Origin of the sequence: Dietzia sp. B32 (genome assembly GCF_024732245.1) — a bacterium.
Taxonomy (GTDB): Bacteria; Actinomycetota; Actinomycetes; order Mycobacteriales; family Mycobacteriaceae; genus Dietzia.
In genome coordinates, this window is record NZ_CP093845.1 from 2524493 (window position 1) to 2538918 (window position 14426).

Annotated in this window: 16 protein-coding genes; 7 read left to right on the forward strand and 9 right to left on the reverse strand. The window is 72.1% G+C overall.

Annotated elements, in window-relative coordinates; translation table 11 throughout:
* Positions 1-165 precede the first annotated feature (165 nt).
* On the forward strand, positions 166-912 hold the full coding sequence (locus L8M95_RS12000; RefSeq protein WP_260486368.1) for a hypothetical protein: 747 nt from the start codon (positions 166-168) through the stop codon (positions 910-912).
* A 110-nt stretch (positions 913-1022) separates the two neighbouring features.
* Here L8M95_RS12000 and L8M95_RS12005 read toward each other — a convergent pair whose 3' ends face one another.
* The 3 genes from L8M95_RS12005 to L8M95_RS12015 form a co-directional block, all read right to left on the reverse strand.
* Positions 1023-1790 (reverse strand): SDR family NAD(P)-dependent oxidoreductase, encoded by a 768-nt coding sequence (locus L8M95_RS12005; protein ID WP_260486369.1) that lies wholly within the window; start codon positions 1788-1790, stop codon positions 1023-1025.
* A gap of 77 nt (positions 1791-1867) precedes the next feature.
* Positions 1868-3946 (reverse strand): neutral/alkaline ceramidase, encoded by a 2079-nt coding sequence (locus L8M95_RS12010; RefSeq protein ID WP_260486370.1) that lies wholly within the window; start codon positions 3944-3946, stop codon positions 1868-1870.
* 200 nt (positions 3947-4146) lie between these two features.
* A complete protein-coding gene (locus L8M95_RS12015; RefSeq protein WP_260486371.1) occupies positions 4147-4749 on the reverse strand; it encodes a superoxide dismutase in 603 nt (200 codons plus the stop codon).
* Positions 4750-4908: 159 nt separating this feature from the next.
* Here L8M95_RS12015 and L8M95_RS12020 point away from each other — a divergent pair, with 159 nt between their 5' ends.
* Positions 4909-5355 carry an NUDIX domain-containing protein gene (locus L8M95_RS12020; RefSeq protein WP_260486372.1) on the forward strand — a complete coding sequence of 149 codons (447 nt, stop codon included), beginning with the start codon at positions 4909-4911 and terminating at the stop codon, positions 5353-5355.
* 10 nt (positions 5356-5365) lie between these two features.
* Here the strand turns inward: L8M95_RS12020 and L8M95_RS12025 are convergent, their stop codons facing one another.
* Positions 5366-5569, reverse strand: a complete 204-nt coding sequence (locus L8M95_RS12025) for a hypothetical protein (RefSeq protein ID WP_260486373.1) — start codon at positions 5567-5569, stop codon at positions 5366-5368.
* Positions 5570-5643: 74 nt separating this feature from the next.
* Between L8M95_RS12025 and msrA the strand changes: the two genes are divergently transcribed.
* Positions 5644-6321: a peptide-methionine (S)-S-oxide reductase MsrA gene (gene msrA / locus L8M95_RS12030; RefSeq protein ID WP_260486374.1), complete on the forward strand. Its 678-nt coding sequence runs from the start codon at positions 5644-5646 to the stop codon at positions 6319-6321.
* Between the two features lie 148 nt (positions 6322-6469).
* Here the strand turns inward: msrA and L8M95_RS12035 are convergent, their stop codons facing one another.
* Positions 6470-6673, reverse strand: coding sequence for a cold-shock protein (locus L8M95_RS12035; protein WP_007629661.1), 204 nt, complete (start codon positions 6671-6673; stop codon positions 6470-6472).
* Positions 6674-6874: 201 nt separating this feature from the next.
* A complete protein-coding gene (locus tag L8M95_RS12040; protein ID WP_260486375.1) occupies positions 6875-7243 on the reverse strand; it encodes a DUF488 domain-containing protein in 369 nt (122 codons plus the stop codon).
* A gap of 59 nt (positions 7244-7302) precedes the next feature.
* Between L8M95_RS12040 and L8M95_RS12045 the strand changes: the two genes are divergently transcribed.
* From L8M95_RS12045 to L8M95_RS12060, 4 genes are all read left to right on the forward strand, one after another.
* On the forward strand, positions 7303-8145 hold the full coding sequence (locus L8M95_RS12045; protein ID WP_260486376.1) for a DUF4328 domain-containing protein: 843 nt from the start codon (positions 7303-7305) through the stop codon (positions 8143-8145).
* Between the two features lie 3 nt (positions 8146-8148).
* On the forward strand, positions 8149-8979 hold the full coding sequence (locus tag L8M95_RS12050; protein ID WP_260486377.1) for a glycerophosphodiester phosphodiesterase family protein: 831 nt from the start codon (positions 8149-8151) through the stop codon (positions 8977-8979).
* A 71-nt stretch (positions 8980-9050) separates the two neighbouring features.
* Positions 9051-9962, forward strand: a complete 912-nt coding sequence (locus L8M95_RS12055; protein ID WP_396119793.1) for a DUF5926 family protein — start codon at positions 9051-9053, stop codon at positions 9960-9962.
* A gap of 156 nt (positions 9963-10118) precedes the next feature.
* Positions 10119-11075 (forward strand): hypothetical protein, encoded by a 957-nt coding sequence (locus L8M95_RS12060; RefSeq protein ID WP_260486379.1) that lies wholly within the window; start codon positions 10119-10121, stop codon positions 11073-11075.
* Positions 11076-11085: 10 nt separating this feature from the next.
* Here the strand turns inward: L8M95_RS12060 and L8M95_RS12065 are convergent, their stop codons facing one another.
* The 3 genes from L8M95_RS12065 to L8M95_RS12075 form a co-directional block, all read right to left on the reverse strand.
* A complete protein-coding gene (locus tag L8M95_RS12065; protein ID WP_260486380.1) occupies positions 11086-12594 on the reverse strand; it encodes an LCP family protein in 1509 nt (502 codons plus the stop codon).
* Between the two features lie 219 nt (positions 12595-12813).
* The gene (locus L8M95_RS12070; RefSeq protein WP_260486381.1) at positions 12814-13695 is read right to left on the reverse strand and encodes a CPBP family intramembrane glutamic endopeptidase; all 882 of its coding nucleotides are present in this window, start codon (positions 13693-13695) and stop codon (positions 12814-12816) included.
* Positions 13676-14368 carry an alanine and proline-rich secreted protein Apa gene (locus L8M95_RS12075; protein ID WP_260486382.1) on the reverse strand — a complete coding sequence of 231 codons (693 nt, stop codon included), beginning with the start codon at positions 14366-14368 and terminating at the stop codon, positions 13676-13678. The genes L8M95_RS12070 and L8M95_RS12075 overlap by 20 nt, the downstream gene beginning before the upstream one ends.
* Positions 14369-14426: the final 58 nt, after the last annotated feature.

Sequence of the window (14426 nt, forward strand, 5' to 3'; positions counted from 1 at the left end):
TAACTGAGATCTCGCCGTTCATCTCCTGAATACACGGATAGGGTGAGGTTCGGGCCGATGAACCCCGTTCTCGTAACACCGTTCTCGAGTCCCATGAACCCCGCCCGGGGTGGGTCGGCCACGAGCCCCCGCGCCTGGGAACCCCTTTCCACACGAGGAGACGCAATGACGTTCACCACCCGCAAGGCCGCTGCCGTCGCAGCCGCGGCTGCCCTGGCACTCTCGGGCGCCACCGGCGTCGCCGCCGCGCAGGACGAGGCGACGGGCAGTCTCGACCTCGGAAGCCTCGTCGGCGGCTCGGCGGAGGGCAGCACCGAGTCGGCGGGTAGCGGGGAGTCGGCCGGTAACGGGTCCGTTCCCCAGGACCTGGGTTCGCTCATCCTGGATGCCAACGCCACCGGTGAGGGCTCCCTCGACACCTCGGGTTCGGCGCTGCTCGGTGAGCCCTCCACCGGCTCGCTCGCGCCGCTCGCGGGTTCGGTCGCCCCGCTCGCGACCGGCTCGGTCGACATCCTCACCCCGGCAGACGGCACGGGTTCGGTGGACACCTCGGGTTCGGCGCTCCTCGGTGAGCCGACCACCGGCTCGCTGGCCCCGATCTACGCGCCGATCGCCGGCTCGCTCGGAATCGGCGAGGGTGCCACCCTCGTCCTCGGCTCCGACGCCGGATCGCTGCCGGGCACGGGCTCGCTCGTGCCCGCGACCCTGGGCCTCGGCTCCGTGGCCGCGATCGGCGCCGGCGTCTACTTCCTGCCGGAGATCCACGCGGCGCTCACCGCTGCCGGCATCGCCCTCCCGCCGCTGCCGCCGCTGCCGTGGGCCCCGGCCCCCGGTGCCGCACCGGCGCCCGCACCGGCGCCCGCGCCGGCTCCCGGCCCGGTCGGTGACCAGGCGGACAACGGTCGCGGCTGACCCCGGGTCACATCGACTGACGCAGGCGCAGCACTGAGGCCCGCCCCCTGCGAAGGGGGCGGGCCTCGGTCGTTGCCGGCTCGGACCCGTACCCGGGCCCGGTCGGGCTGTTAGCGCGGCGCCATGCGCAGGGCGCCGTCCATGCGGAAGCTCTCGCCGTTGAGGTAATCCTGCTCGACGATCGCGTTGGCCAGCTGCGCGTAGTCGGACGGGCGGCCGAGGCGCGACGGGAACGGGATCGCGGCCTCGAGGGACTTCTGGAACTCCTCGGTCAGACCCTTCAGCATCGGGGTCTCGATGGTGCCCGGGGCGATGGTGTTGACGCGGATACCGAACTGCGCGAGGTCGCGCGCGGCGCAGATGCCCATCGAGTACACGCCACCCTTCGAGGCGGCGTAGGCGATCTGGCCGACCTGGCCCTCGTAGGCGGCGACGGAGGCGGTGTTGATGATGACGCCGCGCTGGCCGTCCTCGTCCACGGTGTCCTGGGTGGACATGGCCTCGGCGGCCAGGCGCAGCACGTTGAACGTGCCCACCAGGTTCACCGAGATGCAGGTCTGGAACAGGTCGAGCGCGTGCACGCCCTTCTTGGAGACGATGCGGGCGGCCGGGGCGATGCCGGCGCAGTTGACCACCACGCGCAGCGGGGCGGCCTCGGTGGCGCGGGCGATGGCGGCCTTGACGTCGTCCTCGCTGGTGACGTCGGCGGCGATGAGGGTGATGCCCTCATCGATGCCCTGCTCGACGGCCTTGTCGATGGACTGCTGGAGGTCGAGGCCGAACACGACCGCGCCCTTTTCGGCGAACGAACGCGCGGTGGCGTTGCCCAGGCCGGAGGCGGCACCGGTGACGATGACGGAAGCACCCTTGATGTCCACGGGCGATGTCCTTTCTGTTGACGACGCAAGCACTAGGAAGTGCAAGCATTAACGTCTCCAGTGTCCCAGACCGGTCGTCAGCGCACGTCGAAGGCCGGGCTCTCCCCCCTAACGGGGAACAGGCGCCCGTCGATCCCGCGGCCCGACGCCGTGTACACCACGCGGTACGCGCCGGCCGGGGTGCCCGGCGGGATGTCCCAGGTGATGAGCGCGTTCGTCACGGTGAGCAGGCCCTCGAACACGATCATCGTGGACCAGTCGCCGTCGTCGTGGACCCGTACCCACCGGTCGCCCTCCCGGCGCTCGACCGCGAGGTAGGTGTCTCCGCGGCGCAGGTCGGAGTTCGGGTGGGTCCCGCAGAACCGGACCAGCACACGCTGGCCCACGCGGTACTCCGCGAGCGGCGGGTCCAGGACGTCGCCGAAGTTCTTGAGCGGCGCCGGGGTGTCGACGAGCGGGTTGCCCAGTGGCGAGACCGGGATCTGTCCGGTGAGGTCGCGTTCGGAGGTGCCCGGGTCGAGCGGGGTGCCCGCGCGCATCGAGCGGGCGAGCTCCGCGGCCGTCTGCTGGATCGCGGGCAGGGTCCACGGCCCGAAGATCGTCGCGCCGCCCTCGTAGTTCTGGGCCGAGTACTCCTCGGGCGTGGTCACGTAGTGGCCGTAGGCGTTGGAATACCCCTGGACGGTGACGTGGTCCTCGGGCACCCCGAGCTCGGAGGCCAGAGTGCGGCGCAGGCGCAGCCCCGCGACCACGGTCGGCTCGAACCCCAGGGTGAACAGGTAGTGCCCGCCCAGGCGTACGAGGTGGAACGGGTACACGCGCTGGACGGCCTGCGGTACCAGGCCCACCGGAAGCAGCACGTCTTTGGCGCCGTGGGCCTCGCGGAGCCAGGCGGGGATCACCACGTCGGTGATCGCCGCGATGACCGGGTTACCACCGCGGTCGCCCTCGGCGAACGGCAGTTCGTCCCCGCCGCCACCGTCCTCCTGGCTCCCGGAGGCGAATGACGCCCCGAGCGCGGCCACCGCCGTCCGGTGGGTGCGCCCGTCGCCGGTGAACTCGGGCCGCACCTCGACCGCCGACATGTCCACCCAGCGGTGCCTCACGTCGATTCCGCTGCCGAGCGGCCGGATTCCCTTGCCCACCTGGTCGCGCGCGGCCGCGAACTGCCGCTCGCCGATGATCCGGGTGTTGAGCCACTCGTCGGGCGTCGGGCCCAGGCCGGGGGCGAGGTGGAGGTTGGGGCTCACGTCCCCGGGGTTGGTCTGGGCGAACGCGGTGACCAGCTCCGGCGTGCGGCCGTCGAGGTAGTCCTGCCCGGCCACCTCCCGCTCCCAGTGCCATGCGGCGAAGCCCTTGTTGTCCGAGGACGCGATCGTGTTGTGGGAGGTCATCGAGGTGGCGTGGACGCCGAACCAGTTGAGCACGCCCACGAGCCGGCCGTCGCGGGTGATCTGCAGCGACTGCGACCGCGGATCGATCCCCTCGGGGAAGTGCGCGCGCTCCTCGGGGGCGTCGCGGTCGAAGGAGCCGCGGGAGCGTTGGACCCCGGCGTCGTGGAGGGTGCCGGTGGTGACACCGACGCTCGACGGCGCGAGGTCGTGGTGGGCCATCCGTGCGGCGTCGACGATCCCGGAGACATTGGCCTCGAACGTGACCGGCCGGAAGCCCAGCATCGACAGGTCGACCATGGGGTGGCCGGACGTCCCACCGGGCGCCACGTGGGTGTGAGTGGCGGTGATGACCACGTTGCCCTCGTGGTAGGTGTCGCCGAACTCGGCGGCCAGCCGGCGCAACACCTCCTGCTGGATCGATTGGAAGACGAGGCCGATCTCGGCGGTGACGTGGAGGAGCCGGGGCGACGACGGCGAGTCGGCAAAGACGAAGGCGCGGGCCCGCTGACGCAGGTGCAGCCCGACGGAGAGCTGCTCGGTGTCCGCGTACCCGTTCATGCCCGCGCCCAGCGGCTCTCCGGTCATGTCCCCGATCCCGCGGCCGACGTACATGTCCGTGGACTGGCCCGCGGCGACGGCCGGCAGGAGCGACTGCAGCGCGGCGACCCCGCCGAGTGCGGCGGCCCCGCCCAGGACGGCGCGGCGGTTGACGGCCATCCGGCTGGCGGACGTTCGGCTGGCGGTCATTCGGTTGGCGGACATCGACTCTCCCCGGGTGCGCGTATCGGGGTGACTCACATCCCCGCATCGGGAAGTGACGCTACCCAAGTGGACGCTCGTCCGGGGAACCCTCTGTGGGCCGGGCGGACGAGCCGGGCGACAGACGAGCAGCGGCCCGGGTGGGGAGGTCCCCACCCGGGCCGCTGCGAGCTCTGCTGAGCCGTGAGGCGCTAGGCCGGTGTTCAGCCCTTGGCGGCCGCGTAGCGCTCGGCCACGTCCGCCCAGTTGATGACGTTCCACCAGGCCTTGACATAGTCCGGCTTGACGTTCTTGTACTGCAGGTAGAAGGCGTGCTCCCACATGTCCAGCATGAGCAGCGGGGTGATGTTGATCGAGATGTTGCCCTGCTGGTCCGTGAGCTGCTGGATGATCAGGCGCTGCCCGATGTGGTCCCACCCCAGGACGGCCCAGCCCGAACCCTGCAGGGTCGTGGCGGCGGCGTTGAAGTGGGCCTGGAACTTGTCGAAGGAACCGAACTCGGCGTCGATCGCGGAGGCCAGCTCGCCCTCGGGCTTGTCGCCACCGTTCGGCGACATGTTCTTCCAGAACACGGAGTGGTTGGTGTGGCCACCGAGGTGGAAGGCCAGGTTCTTGCTCAGCAGCGGGGCCTTGGCGGCGATGCTGCCGTCCTCGCGGGCCGCGGCGAGCTGCTCGATGGCGTCGTTCGCGCCCTTGACGTAGGTCGCGTGGTGCTTGGAGTGGTGCAGCTCCATGATCTCGCCGGAGATGTGCGGCTCGAGAGCGCCGTAGTCGTAGTCGAGATCGGGAAGAACGTACTCGGCCATAGTGGAGTGTCCTTTCAGTTGGGTGGCGGGCTGCGCGCGGGATTCCCCCGTAACGCCCGTCACGACGTCCACCTCCACCATAGTGATCCGGCCACCGGCGCGTCGGGCCGCGCGAGCGCCCGTCCACACCGGATCTCGTGGCCTGCCATGATCGGGATCGTGGATCACTCCGATACGTCCGCCGCCCCCGGCATCATCTCGGTCTCGGCGGTGGTGCTCACCCGCCCCGACGGAGCGGTGGCGACCGTCCGCAAGACGGGCACTCGTCGCTTCATGCTTCCCGGCGGGAAGTGGGAGGCAGGGGAGTCCCCCCTGGAGTGCGCCGTCCGCGAGATCGGCGAGGAACTGGGGGTGTCCGTCGCCCCCGGCGAACTCACCTTCCTGGGCCGGTTCGACACCGCCACGGCCAATGAGCCCGGCTTCTCACTGGTGTCCGAGGTCTTCGCCGCGGAGGTGGACGGTAGTCAGCGCCCCTGCGCTGAGATCGCGGAACTCCGGTGGGTCTCCGCCGCGGCGATGGCCGACGTGGCGACGCTGCCGGAGGACGACTGTGCGCCGTGGGCCCCGCTGCTGGTGCGGGTCGCCCGCGACTGCCTCGCGCGATGAACGTCCCTGGTCAGACCACGAGCAGCGCGATGAGGACGATCAGCAGGGTCAGGGCGACGACGACGCTCGCGCGGACGTTGCGGCGACGGACGTGGTCGCTGCAGCCGGAGCCCTCGAAGGGCTGACGCGGGTCACCGTCGAAGATGGCGCGCAGACGCTGTGCGGCGGGCTGTCCAGAAGTCACGTCGAGCTCCCCCTCGGTCGTACTGGCCACCACCCTAACCGTGTGTATGGGATAGGTCACAACACGTTCCGATCACGACCGGGATAGAGGGTTACCCTGGCGGCATGGGCTGGCTACAGGACGCGATCAGACAATCCGCAATGGGTACGGCGAGCACCGTCGTCGACGCCGAGGCGGCTCTCCCCGGCCGGGCCGACCCGGTCGCGGTGGCACCGGCGAACATCGTCACCGGGAATCCGATGGTCCCGCCGTTCCCGGAGGGTCACGAATCGATAGTGCTCGGTATGGGCTGCTTCTGGGGCGCGGAGAAGGTGCTCTGGCAGCTCGACGGAGTCTGGACCACCGCTGCCGGCTATGCCGGCGGTTGGACTCCGAACCCCACCTACGAGGAGACCTGCACGGGCGCGAGCGGACACACCGAGGCCGTCCTGGTGGTCTTCGACCCCGAGGTGCTGCCGGTGGAGAAGCTGCTGGCCACGTTCTTCGAGTGGCACGATCCCACGCAGGGGATGCGCCAGGGCAATGACATGGGCACCCAGTACCGCTCGGCCGTCTTCACCACCACGCCGCAGCAGCTGGAGGCGGCCCGCCGGATCGCACAGGGCTACCAGAAGGAGCTCGACGCCGCCGGCCACGGACCGCTGACCACCGAGATCGGCGCGCTGGAGGAGGTCCGGTCCGGCACTTTCTACCACGCCGAGGACTACCACCAGCAGTACCTGGTCAAGAATCCGGGCGGCTACGACTGCCATGTCCGCAGCGGCGTCGCCTGCCCCATCTGACCGGGCGCTCCCGCGTCTGACCGGGCGCGGGAGCGGATTCCCGCACCGCCGAATCGGGCGGAACGGAAATACGAGAGGGCCCGGCAGGATCTCTCCTGCCGGGCCCTCTTGCTAATTCCGAAGGACGTCAGATCGCTCTGACGTCAGATCACATCGGGGTGATGTTCTCCGCCTGCAGGCCCTTGGCGCCCTGCGCGACGTCGAAGGAGACCTGCTGGTTCTCCTCGAGCGAGCGGTAGCCCGAGCCCTGGATGGCGGAGAAGTGGGCGAAGACGTCGGCCGAGCCGTCGTCGGGGGCGATGAAGCCGAAGCCCTTGTCAGCGTTGAACCACTTAACGGTGCCGGTAGCCATATTGGCGTCCTTTCGAGAGTCGGTACCCCGCTTGTCGGGATACCAGGTGCTGCAGCAGAGAGCGTGCTGTGTGTTTCCCTGCGGTGCCGCACTGCCCTCTCTCAAGGACGGTGGATCTACAGAAATACAACGAACGATTTCAACTACTGAGAACGACCATACACACGCAGTCGCGTTCCGTCACCCCTGATGTGACGACGGCTACATGTGCTGCCTGATCTCGTCCGCCAGAACGAGGGCGTGGTTGTGCCCGGTGTCCCTCGCCGCATAGGCCAGCACCAGGTCGCCGCGGGCCGCAAGCGTCGCCAGGCGGTCCACCTCCCCGGCGGCGGGCTCGCGTGACAACTCCTCCCGATACCTCTCCGCGAAGTGCTCGAAGTCCAGTTCACCGCGGTGGAACTCGCGGCGCAGGTCGGCGGACGGAGCCACGTCCCTGCACCATTCGTCGTGATCGAGGGAGTCCTTGCGCACGCCCCGTGGCCACAAGCGGTCCACGAGGACGACGTGGCCACCCGCCGGATCGGCCTCTCCCGAGACGAGGTCGTGGACACGCAGGCAGCTCACCGACATGACCCCAGGCTCCGGCACACCGCCGTCCGACGCCACCCGGCTGTGCCAGCATGGTCGCCATGACCACACCGAGGCGGCAGGGACAGTGGCGTTGGGTCGCCCACCCGCCGTGGCGCCCCCCGACACCCGTGGCGCGGCCGCCCGTCCCGCGGCACCGCACCGGGCCGGCGTGGGGAGACCGCACCCCGGCCTATTCCGCCACCCCGCGGTGGGGACTGCCGCCGGTCGCGGTCCCGCGCCGGCTCACGCAGCCGGCCGGCCCGGCGCCCGCGCGGCTGGCCACCGCCGCCCCCGGCATCATGCGGGCGGCCGGCGCCTGGTTCCTCGCCACCGCCGTGGCCCACGGACTGAGATACCTCGCTCTGGCCTGGTACGCCGACCGGCTCGCACCGTGGTGGCTCGAGGCCCTCACTACCGCTCTGGTCTGGGTGACCGGGATCGTGGCGATCGCCGTGGGGGTCGCGGCGGCGGTCACCGCGACGGCCTGGCTCGTGGAGACACGGCGGCGGGCGTACGCACCGGTTCGGGACCCCCGGTCACGGGCGGGCCTGTGGGTGGGCGGTCTCCTCGTCGTCGTCAACTTCTTCCGCCTGCCCGTCTACCTGGAGGAACTGCGCCGGGTGTCGACCCGCGCCCCGTCCCGGTCCGATCTGAGGCGCTGGTGGGTGGCCTGGGCGGTCAACGCGCTGGCGGTCGCGGCCGCCCTGTGGCGCGGTGGCGGCGAGGGCGCCCAGGCCGCCGCCGACACCGTCCTGCTCACGGCCCTGGCCGCGCTCGCCGCGGTGTGGGCGGCGCGCGAGACCCGGGGTGTCATGAGGAGTTTCAGTGCCCCTTCCCCGCGGTTCACGCGCAGGTTCATCGCGGCGGGGATCGTGGAGGCGTCCGCAACCCGGAAGGATTGAGACGTGACGGTCCACGCGACCACCCACCTGCCCTCGCCCGTCTCCACGCGCAGCGGGATCGTCGCCCACCGCGGCGCCTCCGCGGAATACCCCGAACTCACCCAGGTCGCCTTCCGGCAGGCCCTCGAGCAGGGTGCCGAGGCGCTCGAGGTGGACGTCCGGCTCACCGCCGACGGCGTCCCCGTCCTGCTCCACGATCCGCGCACGTCCCGCGTCGCGGACGAAGACCTCTGGGTCCACGCCAGCACCCTCGAACAGATCTCCGCCCTCGATGTGGGGTCGTGGCACCCCGTGCACCGCGCCCCCGAGCCGGTGCTCACGTTGCGCAGCTTCCTCGTCATGGCCGAGGCGTACCCGGACGTCCGCCTGTTCCTCGAGACGAAGCACCCGGTGCCGTCCGGCGGCCGGGTCGAGACCGCGCTGTACGACGAGTTGAGGTACTTCGGCCTCGACCGGGCCGCGTCGTTCGCCGACTCGCGCGCGGTGATGATGAGCTTCTCGGTCACGGCCGTGCGGCGCTTCCGCCGGCTCGCCCCGGACGTGCCCACCGTGCAACTGCGCGAGCGCCGGAACGTCCTTAAGTCGTGGCCCGCCGAGGGGTTCGGAGCCCAGTTGATGGGCCCGAGCATCGGGGCGCTGCGGGCGCGGCCGTGGCTGGTCGAATACTGGCGGTCGCGGGGGATGGGCACCTACTGCTGGACGGTCGACGATCCCGCCGACCTGCTGCTGTGCCGCGACCTCGGGGTGGACTGGGTGGGCACAAACGTCCCGTCGCGTGCGCTGACCGTCCTCGACGGGGGCGCGCCCCGGCTCGAGGGACCCGCGCGCGGCTGACGGGCGGGTCCCGTGTGGTGCGTCTCCGCCGCCTGTGCGGGCGGTCGTCGGAGGCGCACCGTATCGTGGTGATCGTGGGTAGACGCAATCGGAACAACGAGCCCAAGTCCGGCGGCAACCGCCAGGCCAAGATCGCCGCACGCGCGGCCGAGCGTGAGGAACTGAGCGTCGAGCCACGGCCGTTCGCCGGGTTCGCCGGGGAGTGCGACATGGTGGCGATGCGCGAGTTCGTGCCGTCGGCCACCGCGCGGCTCACCACGGTCGACGGAGGTCGGGACGTCACACTGGCGACCGTCCTGCCCGGCGCCATCGCGGGCCTGGTCCGCGACGAGCAGCTCGGCGGTGAGGCCATGGTCGGGCTGCAGGTGCAGGTCCACGGGCCGGACCCGGCCGTCGACTTGGCGTACGCGGTGGACTGGGCGTCCCGCGCCGGTGGCGGGGAGACGCTCACCTCGTCGCACCCGACCGACTCCACCCCGGCCCTGGCCGACGTGATCGTCGCCGATGCGCCGCTGGAGATCGTCGTGCACGACGACTTCTCGTGGTGGGTGGCCGAGGGCGTGGAGGTCGCCCCGGAGATCGCGCAGGCGGTCCGCAACGCCAACGAGGTCATGATGCCCTCGGCGCGCGTCACCGCCGACGGCATCGAGGCCGCCTGGTGGGTCGACGCCGGTGAGAAGGCACACATCCGCTGGGTGCGCCCGGAGGACGAGGACGAGCTGTTCGAGGCCCTCGCCCGCGTGCACGCCGCCGGTGGGCTCCATCTCGGTGAGGGATCCCGTTTCGCCGGGTCGTTCCGCACCCACGGGGTGCTCGTGCCGGTGTTCGACCTGGACCGCGAGATGCACCACCAGGAGTGGGCGCCGGGGCTGCAGGTGCTCGACGCCGCGCTCCGTGAGGCGCTCGCCGACGACACCCCGCTCACCTCGGACGAGCGCTCCTCCCGCGACGGGCTACGCGCCCGCCAGGTGACCCTGCGCTGACCGGGCGCCCGGCGCCCGCCACTGCCGAGCCGCCGCGCTCCGCGCGGTATCACTCCCCGGTCCGGCGCGCTGGCCTCTAGGATCCTCTCCGATACGACCGCGGTCGCGCATGACGCGATGAGTCGACCCGGAGCGGGGTTAAGGGGGTGGGGCGGCGTGGCGGACGGGCCGAGGGCGGGCGACGACGACGAGGCGCCCCGTCTCCCGGAGGTGACGGTTCCGCCGTGGCTGCGGACCGGGCCGACCCCCGACCAGTCGATCCCCGGCGGACCCGCGGCGGGCCGGTCGGCCGGCGCAGCCACCGGTCCGGATTCCGCGCGGGCCGGGTCGGGCGAGCAGGGGTCCCAGCGGGATGACCCGCCGCCCACCCGGATCACCCTGGGTGCAGCCGGCGGTTCCGACCCCGGCCGGCCGACTCCCGCCGCGACCGGTGGGACCCGGTCGCCGGGGCCCGTCGGCACCCGCCCCCCGGTCGGGGACGACCCGACACCCCTGGCAGTGCCGGTCGGTTCCGCTGATGGTCGACGCGAGGCCGACGACCTGTCCACCCTCACGCTCGGCACCCCGGCCGGGGTCCCGGGTCGGGCGGACGACGAGGTTCAGCCCGTACCTGCGGTAGTCGACCGTCGTCCGATGAGGATCGTCCTGCTCGCCGCCGCCGGCGTCGCGGTGCTGGGCGGATCGGCGGTACTGGGGTACATCGTGGCCCGCGGGGCCGTCGGCCCGGCGACCGGGGAGGTCGCCGGCTGCCCGGAGGTGTCCGAGCCCGGCCGGGTGGTGGGTTCCGGACCGGGCTCGCTCGAGACGCCGGCCGGAGCGGTGCTGGCCTTCGACCACTCGTACTACGTGGAGCGTTCCGCGGAGAAGGCCTTCGCCGTGGTCGCTCCGTCCAGTCGAATGACCGTGGAGCAGTTGCGCGTCGACGGGGTGGAACAGGTCCCCGAGGGCACCGGCCACTGTGTGGAGGTGCGCGAACTGTCACCCACCCTGCTGGAGGTCGACCTCACGGAGTACCCGCCGGGGGCGGACCCGGTGCTCATCAGGCAGCGTGTGCGGGTGGCCGAGAACCCGGACGGCACGTGGGGGATCGTCTCCATCACCCCGGCCGGCTGACCGTCGTCGCTCACGGTCCGGCGTCGAGGTACTCCGGTCCCGGGGTCCGCCCGGAGGCGACCGCGTCGAAGAATCCGGTGGTCGTGGGGCCCCACACGAGGTAGGACCCCACGGACCCGGAGGACATCCCGTCGTGTGGCGCGGTCACGGTGAGCGGGTCCCCGCTGAGCCTGCGCATCACCATGGCGAGGTTCCAGATGTGGTCGCCGGTGTCCACGGTGACGGCCTCCGCCGCCGAGTCCAGCAGCGGCACCGCGGTGAACGGGTTGAGCAGGTTCCCGGGCGAGAGCGTCTTGCGCATGAGCGCGCCGAGGAACTGTCGCTGGTTGCGGACGCGCTGGAGGTCCTGCTCGGCGAAACCGTAGCGGGTGCGTACGAAGCCCAGGGCCTGCGGGCCGGCGAGGGTCTGACATCCGGCGGCCAGGTCGAGGCCCGCGAGCGGATCGCTGATGGGCTCGTCGATGCAGATGTCCACCCCGCCCACGGCGTCGACGATCCCGGCGAACCCGCCGAACCCGATCTCCGCGTAGTGGTCGATCCGGACGCCGGTCTGCTGCTCCAACGTCTGGGCGAGCAGGGGCGGTCCGCCGAAGGTGTAGGCGGCGTTGAGTTTGTTCTCGCCGTACCCGGGGACGTCGACCAGCAGGTCGCGGGGTAGCGAGATGAGCATCGTCCGGTCCCCGCCGCGGGGGGTGTAGACGAGCATCATCGTGTCGGTGCGCTTGCCGCCGGCATCGGACTCCGAGCCGGTCGACAGCTGGGCCTGTTGCTCGGCGGTCAACCCCTCCCTCGAGTCGGTGCCCACGAGCAGGGTGACGGTGCCGGGCGTGTTGCCGCCGCGCCCCGGGTAATCGGTCAGTGCGTCGATCCGCTGCAGTTTCGAGTCCGCCCACAGGACGCTGACCACTCCCAGCGTGAGTACGAGGACCAGCACCAGGCCGAGGATCCGCAGCGGTCCGATCCGTCGCCGTGGCGTGCGGCGCGTGCGGCGTCCTCCCGACGGCATCCCGGAGGCCCCACGCGCAGGCCGACGGTCGGGTCGCCGGCCGCGCCGGTCGACGGGCTCGCGGTAGGGGTCGCGCGTGCCGCCCCGGGCGGCCGACGGCTGCCTCGGGTCGCGAGGGTCGCGAGCGGCACGGGGGTCGCGTGGGTCGCGTGCGGCCCGGGGGTCGCGTGCCGCCCGCGGATCGCGGGGGTCACGTGCGGCCCGGGGGTCACCGGCGGAGCGCGGATCTCGTGCGGCACGGGGGTCCGCTGGGTCGCGGCGGTCACGTGCGGCGTACCGCGCCCGTTCCTCCGGGGACAGCGGCTCGGGCTGCTGTCGCGGTTGGTAGCCGGTGCGACCCACCGGCCGCTCACGGCCCGGGGTGCGCGGGGCCCGCCGGGCGGCCGGGTCGGGCCGGCCCGACGCTTCGCGCGGAGTGCCGGGTTCGGCGTAACCGCGGCGCTCGCGCGCGCGTCGCCGGAGCTCGGCGGCCTCCTCCGGGGTGAGGTGCCGGCGCCTGGGGTCGTCGGTCATGGGATCGGACTCTACTTGGCGTGCCCCGCGGTCGGCGGGTCCCACGGTCCCGGCGGGACCAGCGTCACAGCCGCGGGGGCCGCCCCTCTGCACCGGGATGCGCTGCCTCTATGCACGCATTTCGGCCAGGTGCGCTGCCGGAATGGACCATTCGGGACGCGCAACCCGGGGCGGTGGTGGGCGCGGAGCTGTAGCTTGCGCGGAGCGACGGCTGGGCCGTCACAGCCACGACACGTGCGGGGCGAGCAGCGCGTAGCCGAGGAACGCGACCACGTCGAGCAGCGTGTGCGCCAGCACCAGGGGCCACAACCGACGGGTCCGCATCCACCAGAGGGCGAACACCACGCCCATCGCGAGATTGCCGAGCCCCCCGCCGAACCCCTGGTAGAGGTGATACGACCCGCGCAGCAGCGCGCTCGCGGCCAGGGCCAGAACGGGCGGCACCCCCAGTTGGCGCAGCCGGACGAGCAGGTAGCCCACCACGAGGATCTCCTCGGCGGCACCGTTCCCGGCAGCGGAGAGCACCAGCACGACGGGCCGCCACCACGTCTCACCCAGGCCGGACGCGGACACCTGCAGATTGACCCCTGCGGTGACCGCGCCGACGTACAGCGCCAGGCCGGGGATGCCGATGACGGCGGTCAACGCCAGCCCCCACGCCACCTGCCGCCCCGGACGCGCGCGGGTCAGCCCGATCGCCCGCGCACGGATCCCGGAGTGCGCGAGCAGCACCAGCGGGAGCAGCGCCCACGCCAGCAGCCGCAGTACCCCTAGTGCCTGGTAGGACAGGTCGAGCCAGGAGTGCTCGGAGCGCGAGACGTTGAGGGCGGCGGTCTGCTCCGCGAGGTCGGCGGGCGCGAGCAGCGCGGAGACCAGGTCGAGCACGGCGTAGGCGCCGGACAATCCGAAGGTGACGGCCAGGACGACGACGAGCTCGGCCGTCAGGAGCCGGCGGACACGGGGGTCGGTGACCGGGTCGAACCGAGCCGTGTACCGGGTGAACGCCTCGCCCGGCGAGAGAGTGCGAAGGAGTCGTCCCGCGCCGGATGCGGGCGGCGTCGACCCGCTCACCCCGACCTGCTCACCGGGCGAGCCGGACATGATCGACGATCCGGTCCATCCACCGGATGCCGGGTGCGGACTGCTGAGAGGTGGTCACGTACGCCACCCACCAGCGGCGCCCCTCGGAACCGAAGACGGCGGTGTAGACCAGCCCCCCGGAGTCCTGGTCGGCGCTCCCGTCCGGGACCACCACGTAGGAGATCGCGGCGCCCGTGCCCGCCTCGTTGTCCACGGGAACGGTCCGTTGTTCGTCACGGGTCCCGGCCACGCCCAACACGTACATCTGGATGGTCTCGGCGAGCGCGGTGGCGGCCCCCTGGTCGTCGGTGACGGCCGCGGCGGCGATCCCGGACTCCAGGGGCCCGGCGAGGATGCGGGTGTCCAGGGCCCGACCGGTGCCGACAGGTCGCATCTGCACGGTCCCGAAGTCGGGGTCGCCGCTCACGCGCCATCCGACCGGCACCTGCAGCTCGAGCCCCGAGTCCCGGTCGACGTGGTACGCACCGTGCAGGGTCGAGTCCCTGGGCAGCACCGACGCGGGGTTGGTGGCCACGGCGATCACGAGCAACCCGGCCAGCAGGGCCAGCGCCACGTGGACGGTCCGCGGTCCGCGCTTCTCCTCGGGCGTGAGGTGGGAGGCGTCCGGGGCGTCGTCCGGGGCGGGGGCGTAGTCGGCCGCGTACTCGGGCACGGGGGAGTCGTCGGTACCCATCGGGGAGAGCGTAGCAACGCGCGGGGCGTGATCCCGGGGCCCTCGCGAGGGGTGTAGA

Coding starts and splice junctions, on each gene's coding strand:
- L8M95_RS12000 (WP_260486368.1), top strand. CDS start 166: ATGACGTTCACCACCCGCAAGGCCGCTGCCGTCGCAGCCGCGGCTGCC.
- L8M95_RS12010 (WP_260486370.1), bottom strand. CDS start 3,946: ATGTCCGCCAACCGAATGACCGCCAGCCGAACGTCCGCCAGCCGGATG.
- L8M95_RS12015 (WP_260486371.1), bottom strand. CDS start 4,749: ATGGCCGAGTACGTTCTTCCCGATCTCGACTACGACTACGGCGCTCTC.
- msrA (WP_260486374.1), top strand. CDS start 5,644: ATGGGCTGGCTACAGGACGCGATCAGACAATCCGCAATGGGTACGGCG.
- L8M95_RS12035 (WP_007629661.1), bottom strand. CDS start 6,673: ATGGCTACCGGCACCGTTAAGTGGTTCAACGCTGACAAGGGCTTCGGC.
- L8M95_RS12040 (WP_260486375.1), bottom strand. CDS start 7,243: ATGTCGGTGAGCTGCCTGCGTGTCCACGACCTCGTCTCGGGAGAGGCC.
- L8M95_RS12045 (WP_260486376.1), top strand. CDS start 7,303: ATGACCACACCGAGGCGGCAGGGACAGTGGCGTTGGGTCGCCCACCCG.
- L8M95_RS12065 (WP_260486380.1), bottom strand. CDS start 12,594: ATGACCGACGACCCCAGGCGCCGGCACCTCACCCCGGAGGAGGCCGCC.
- L8M95_RS12070 (WP_260486381.1), bottom strand. CDS start 13,695: ATGTCCGGCTCGCCCGGTGAGCAGGTCGGGGTGAGCGGGTCGACGCCG.
- L8M95_RS12075 (WP_260486382.1), bottom strand. CDS start 14,368: ATGGGTACCGACGACTCCCCCGTGCCCGAGTACGCGGCCGACTACGCC.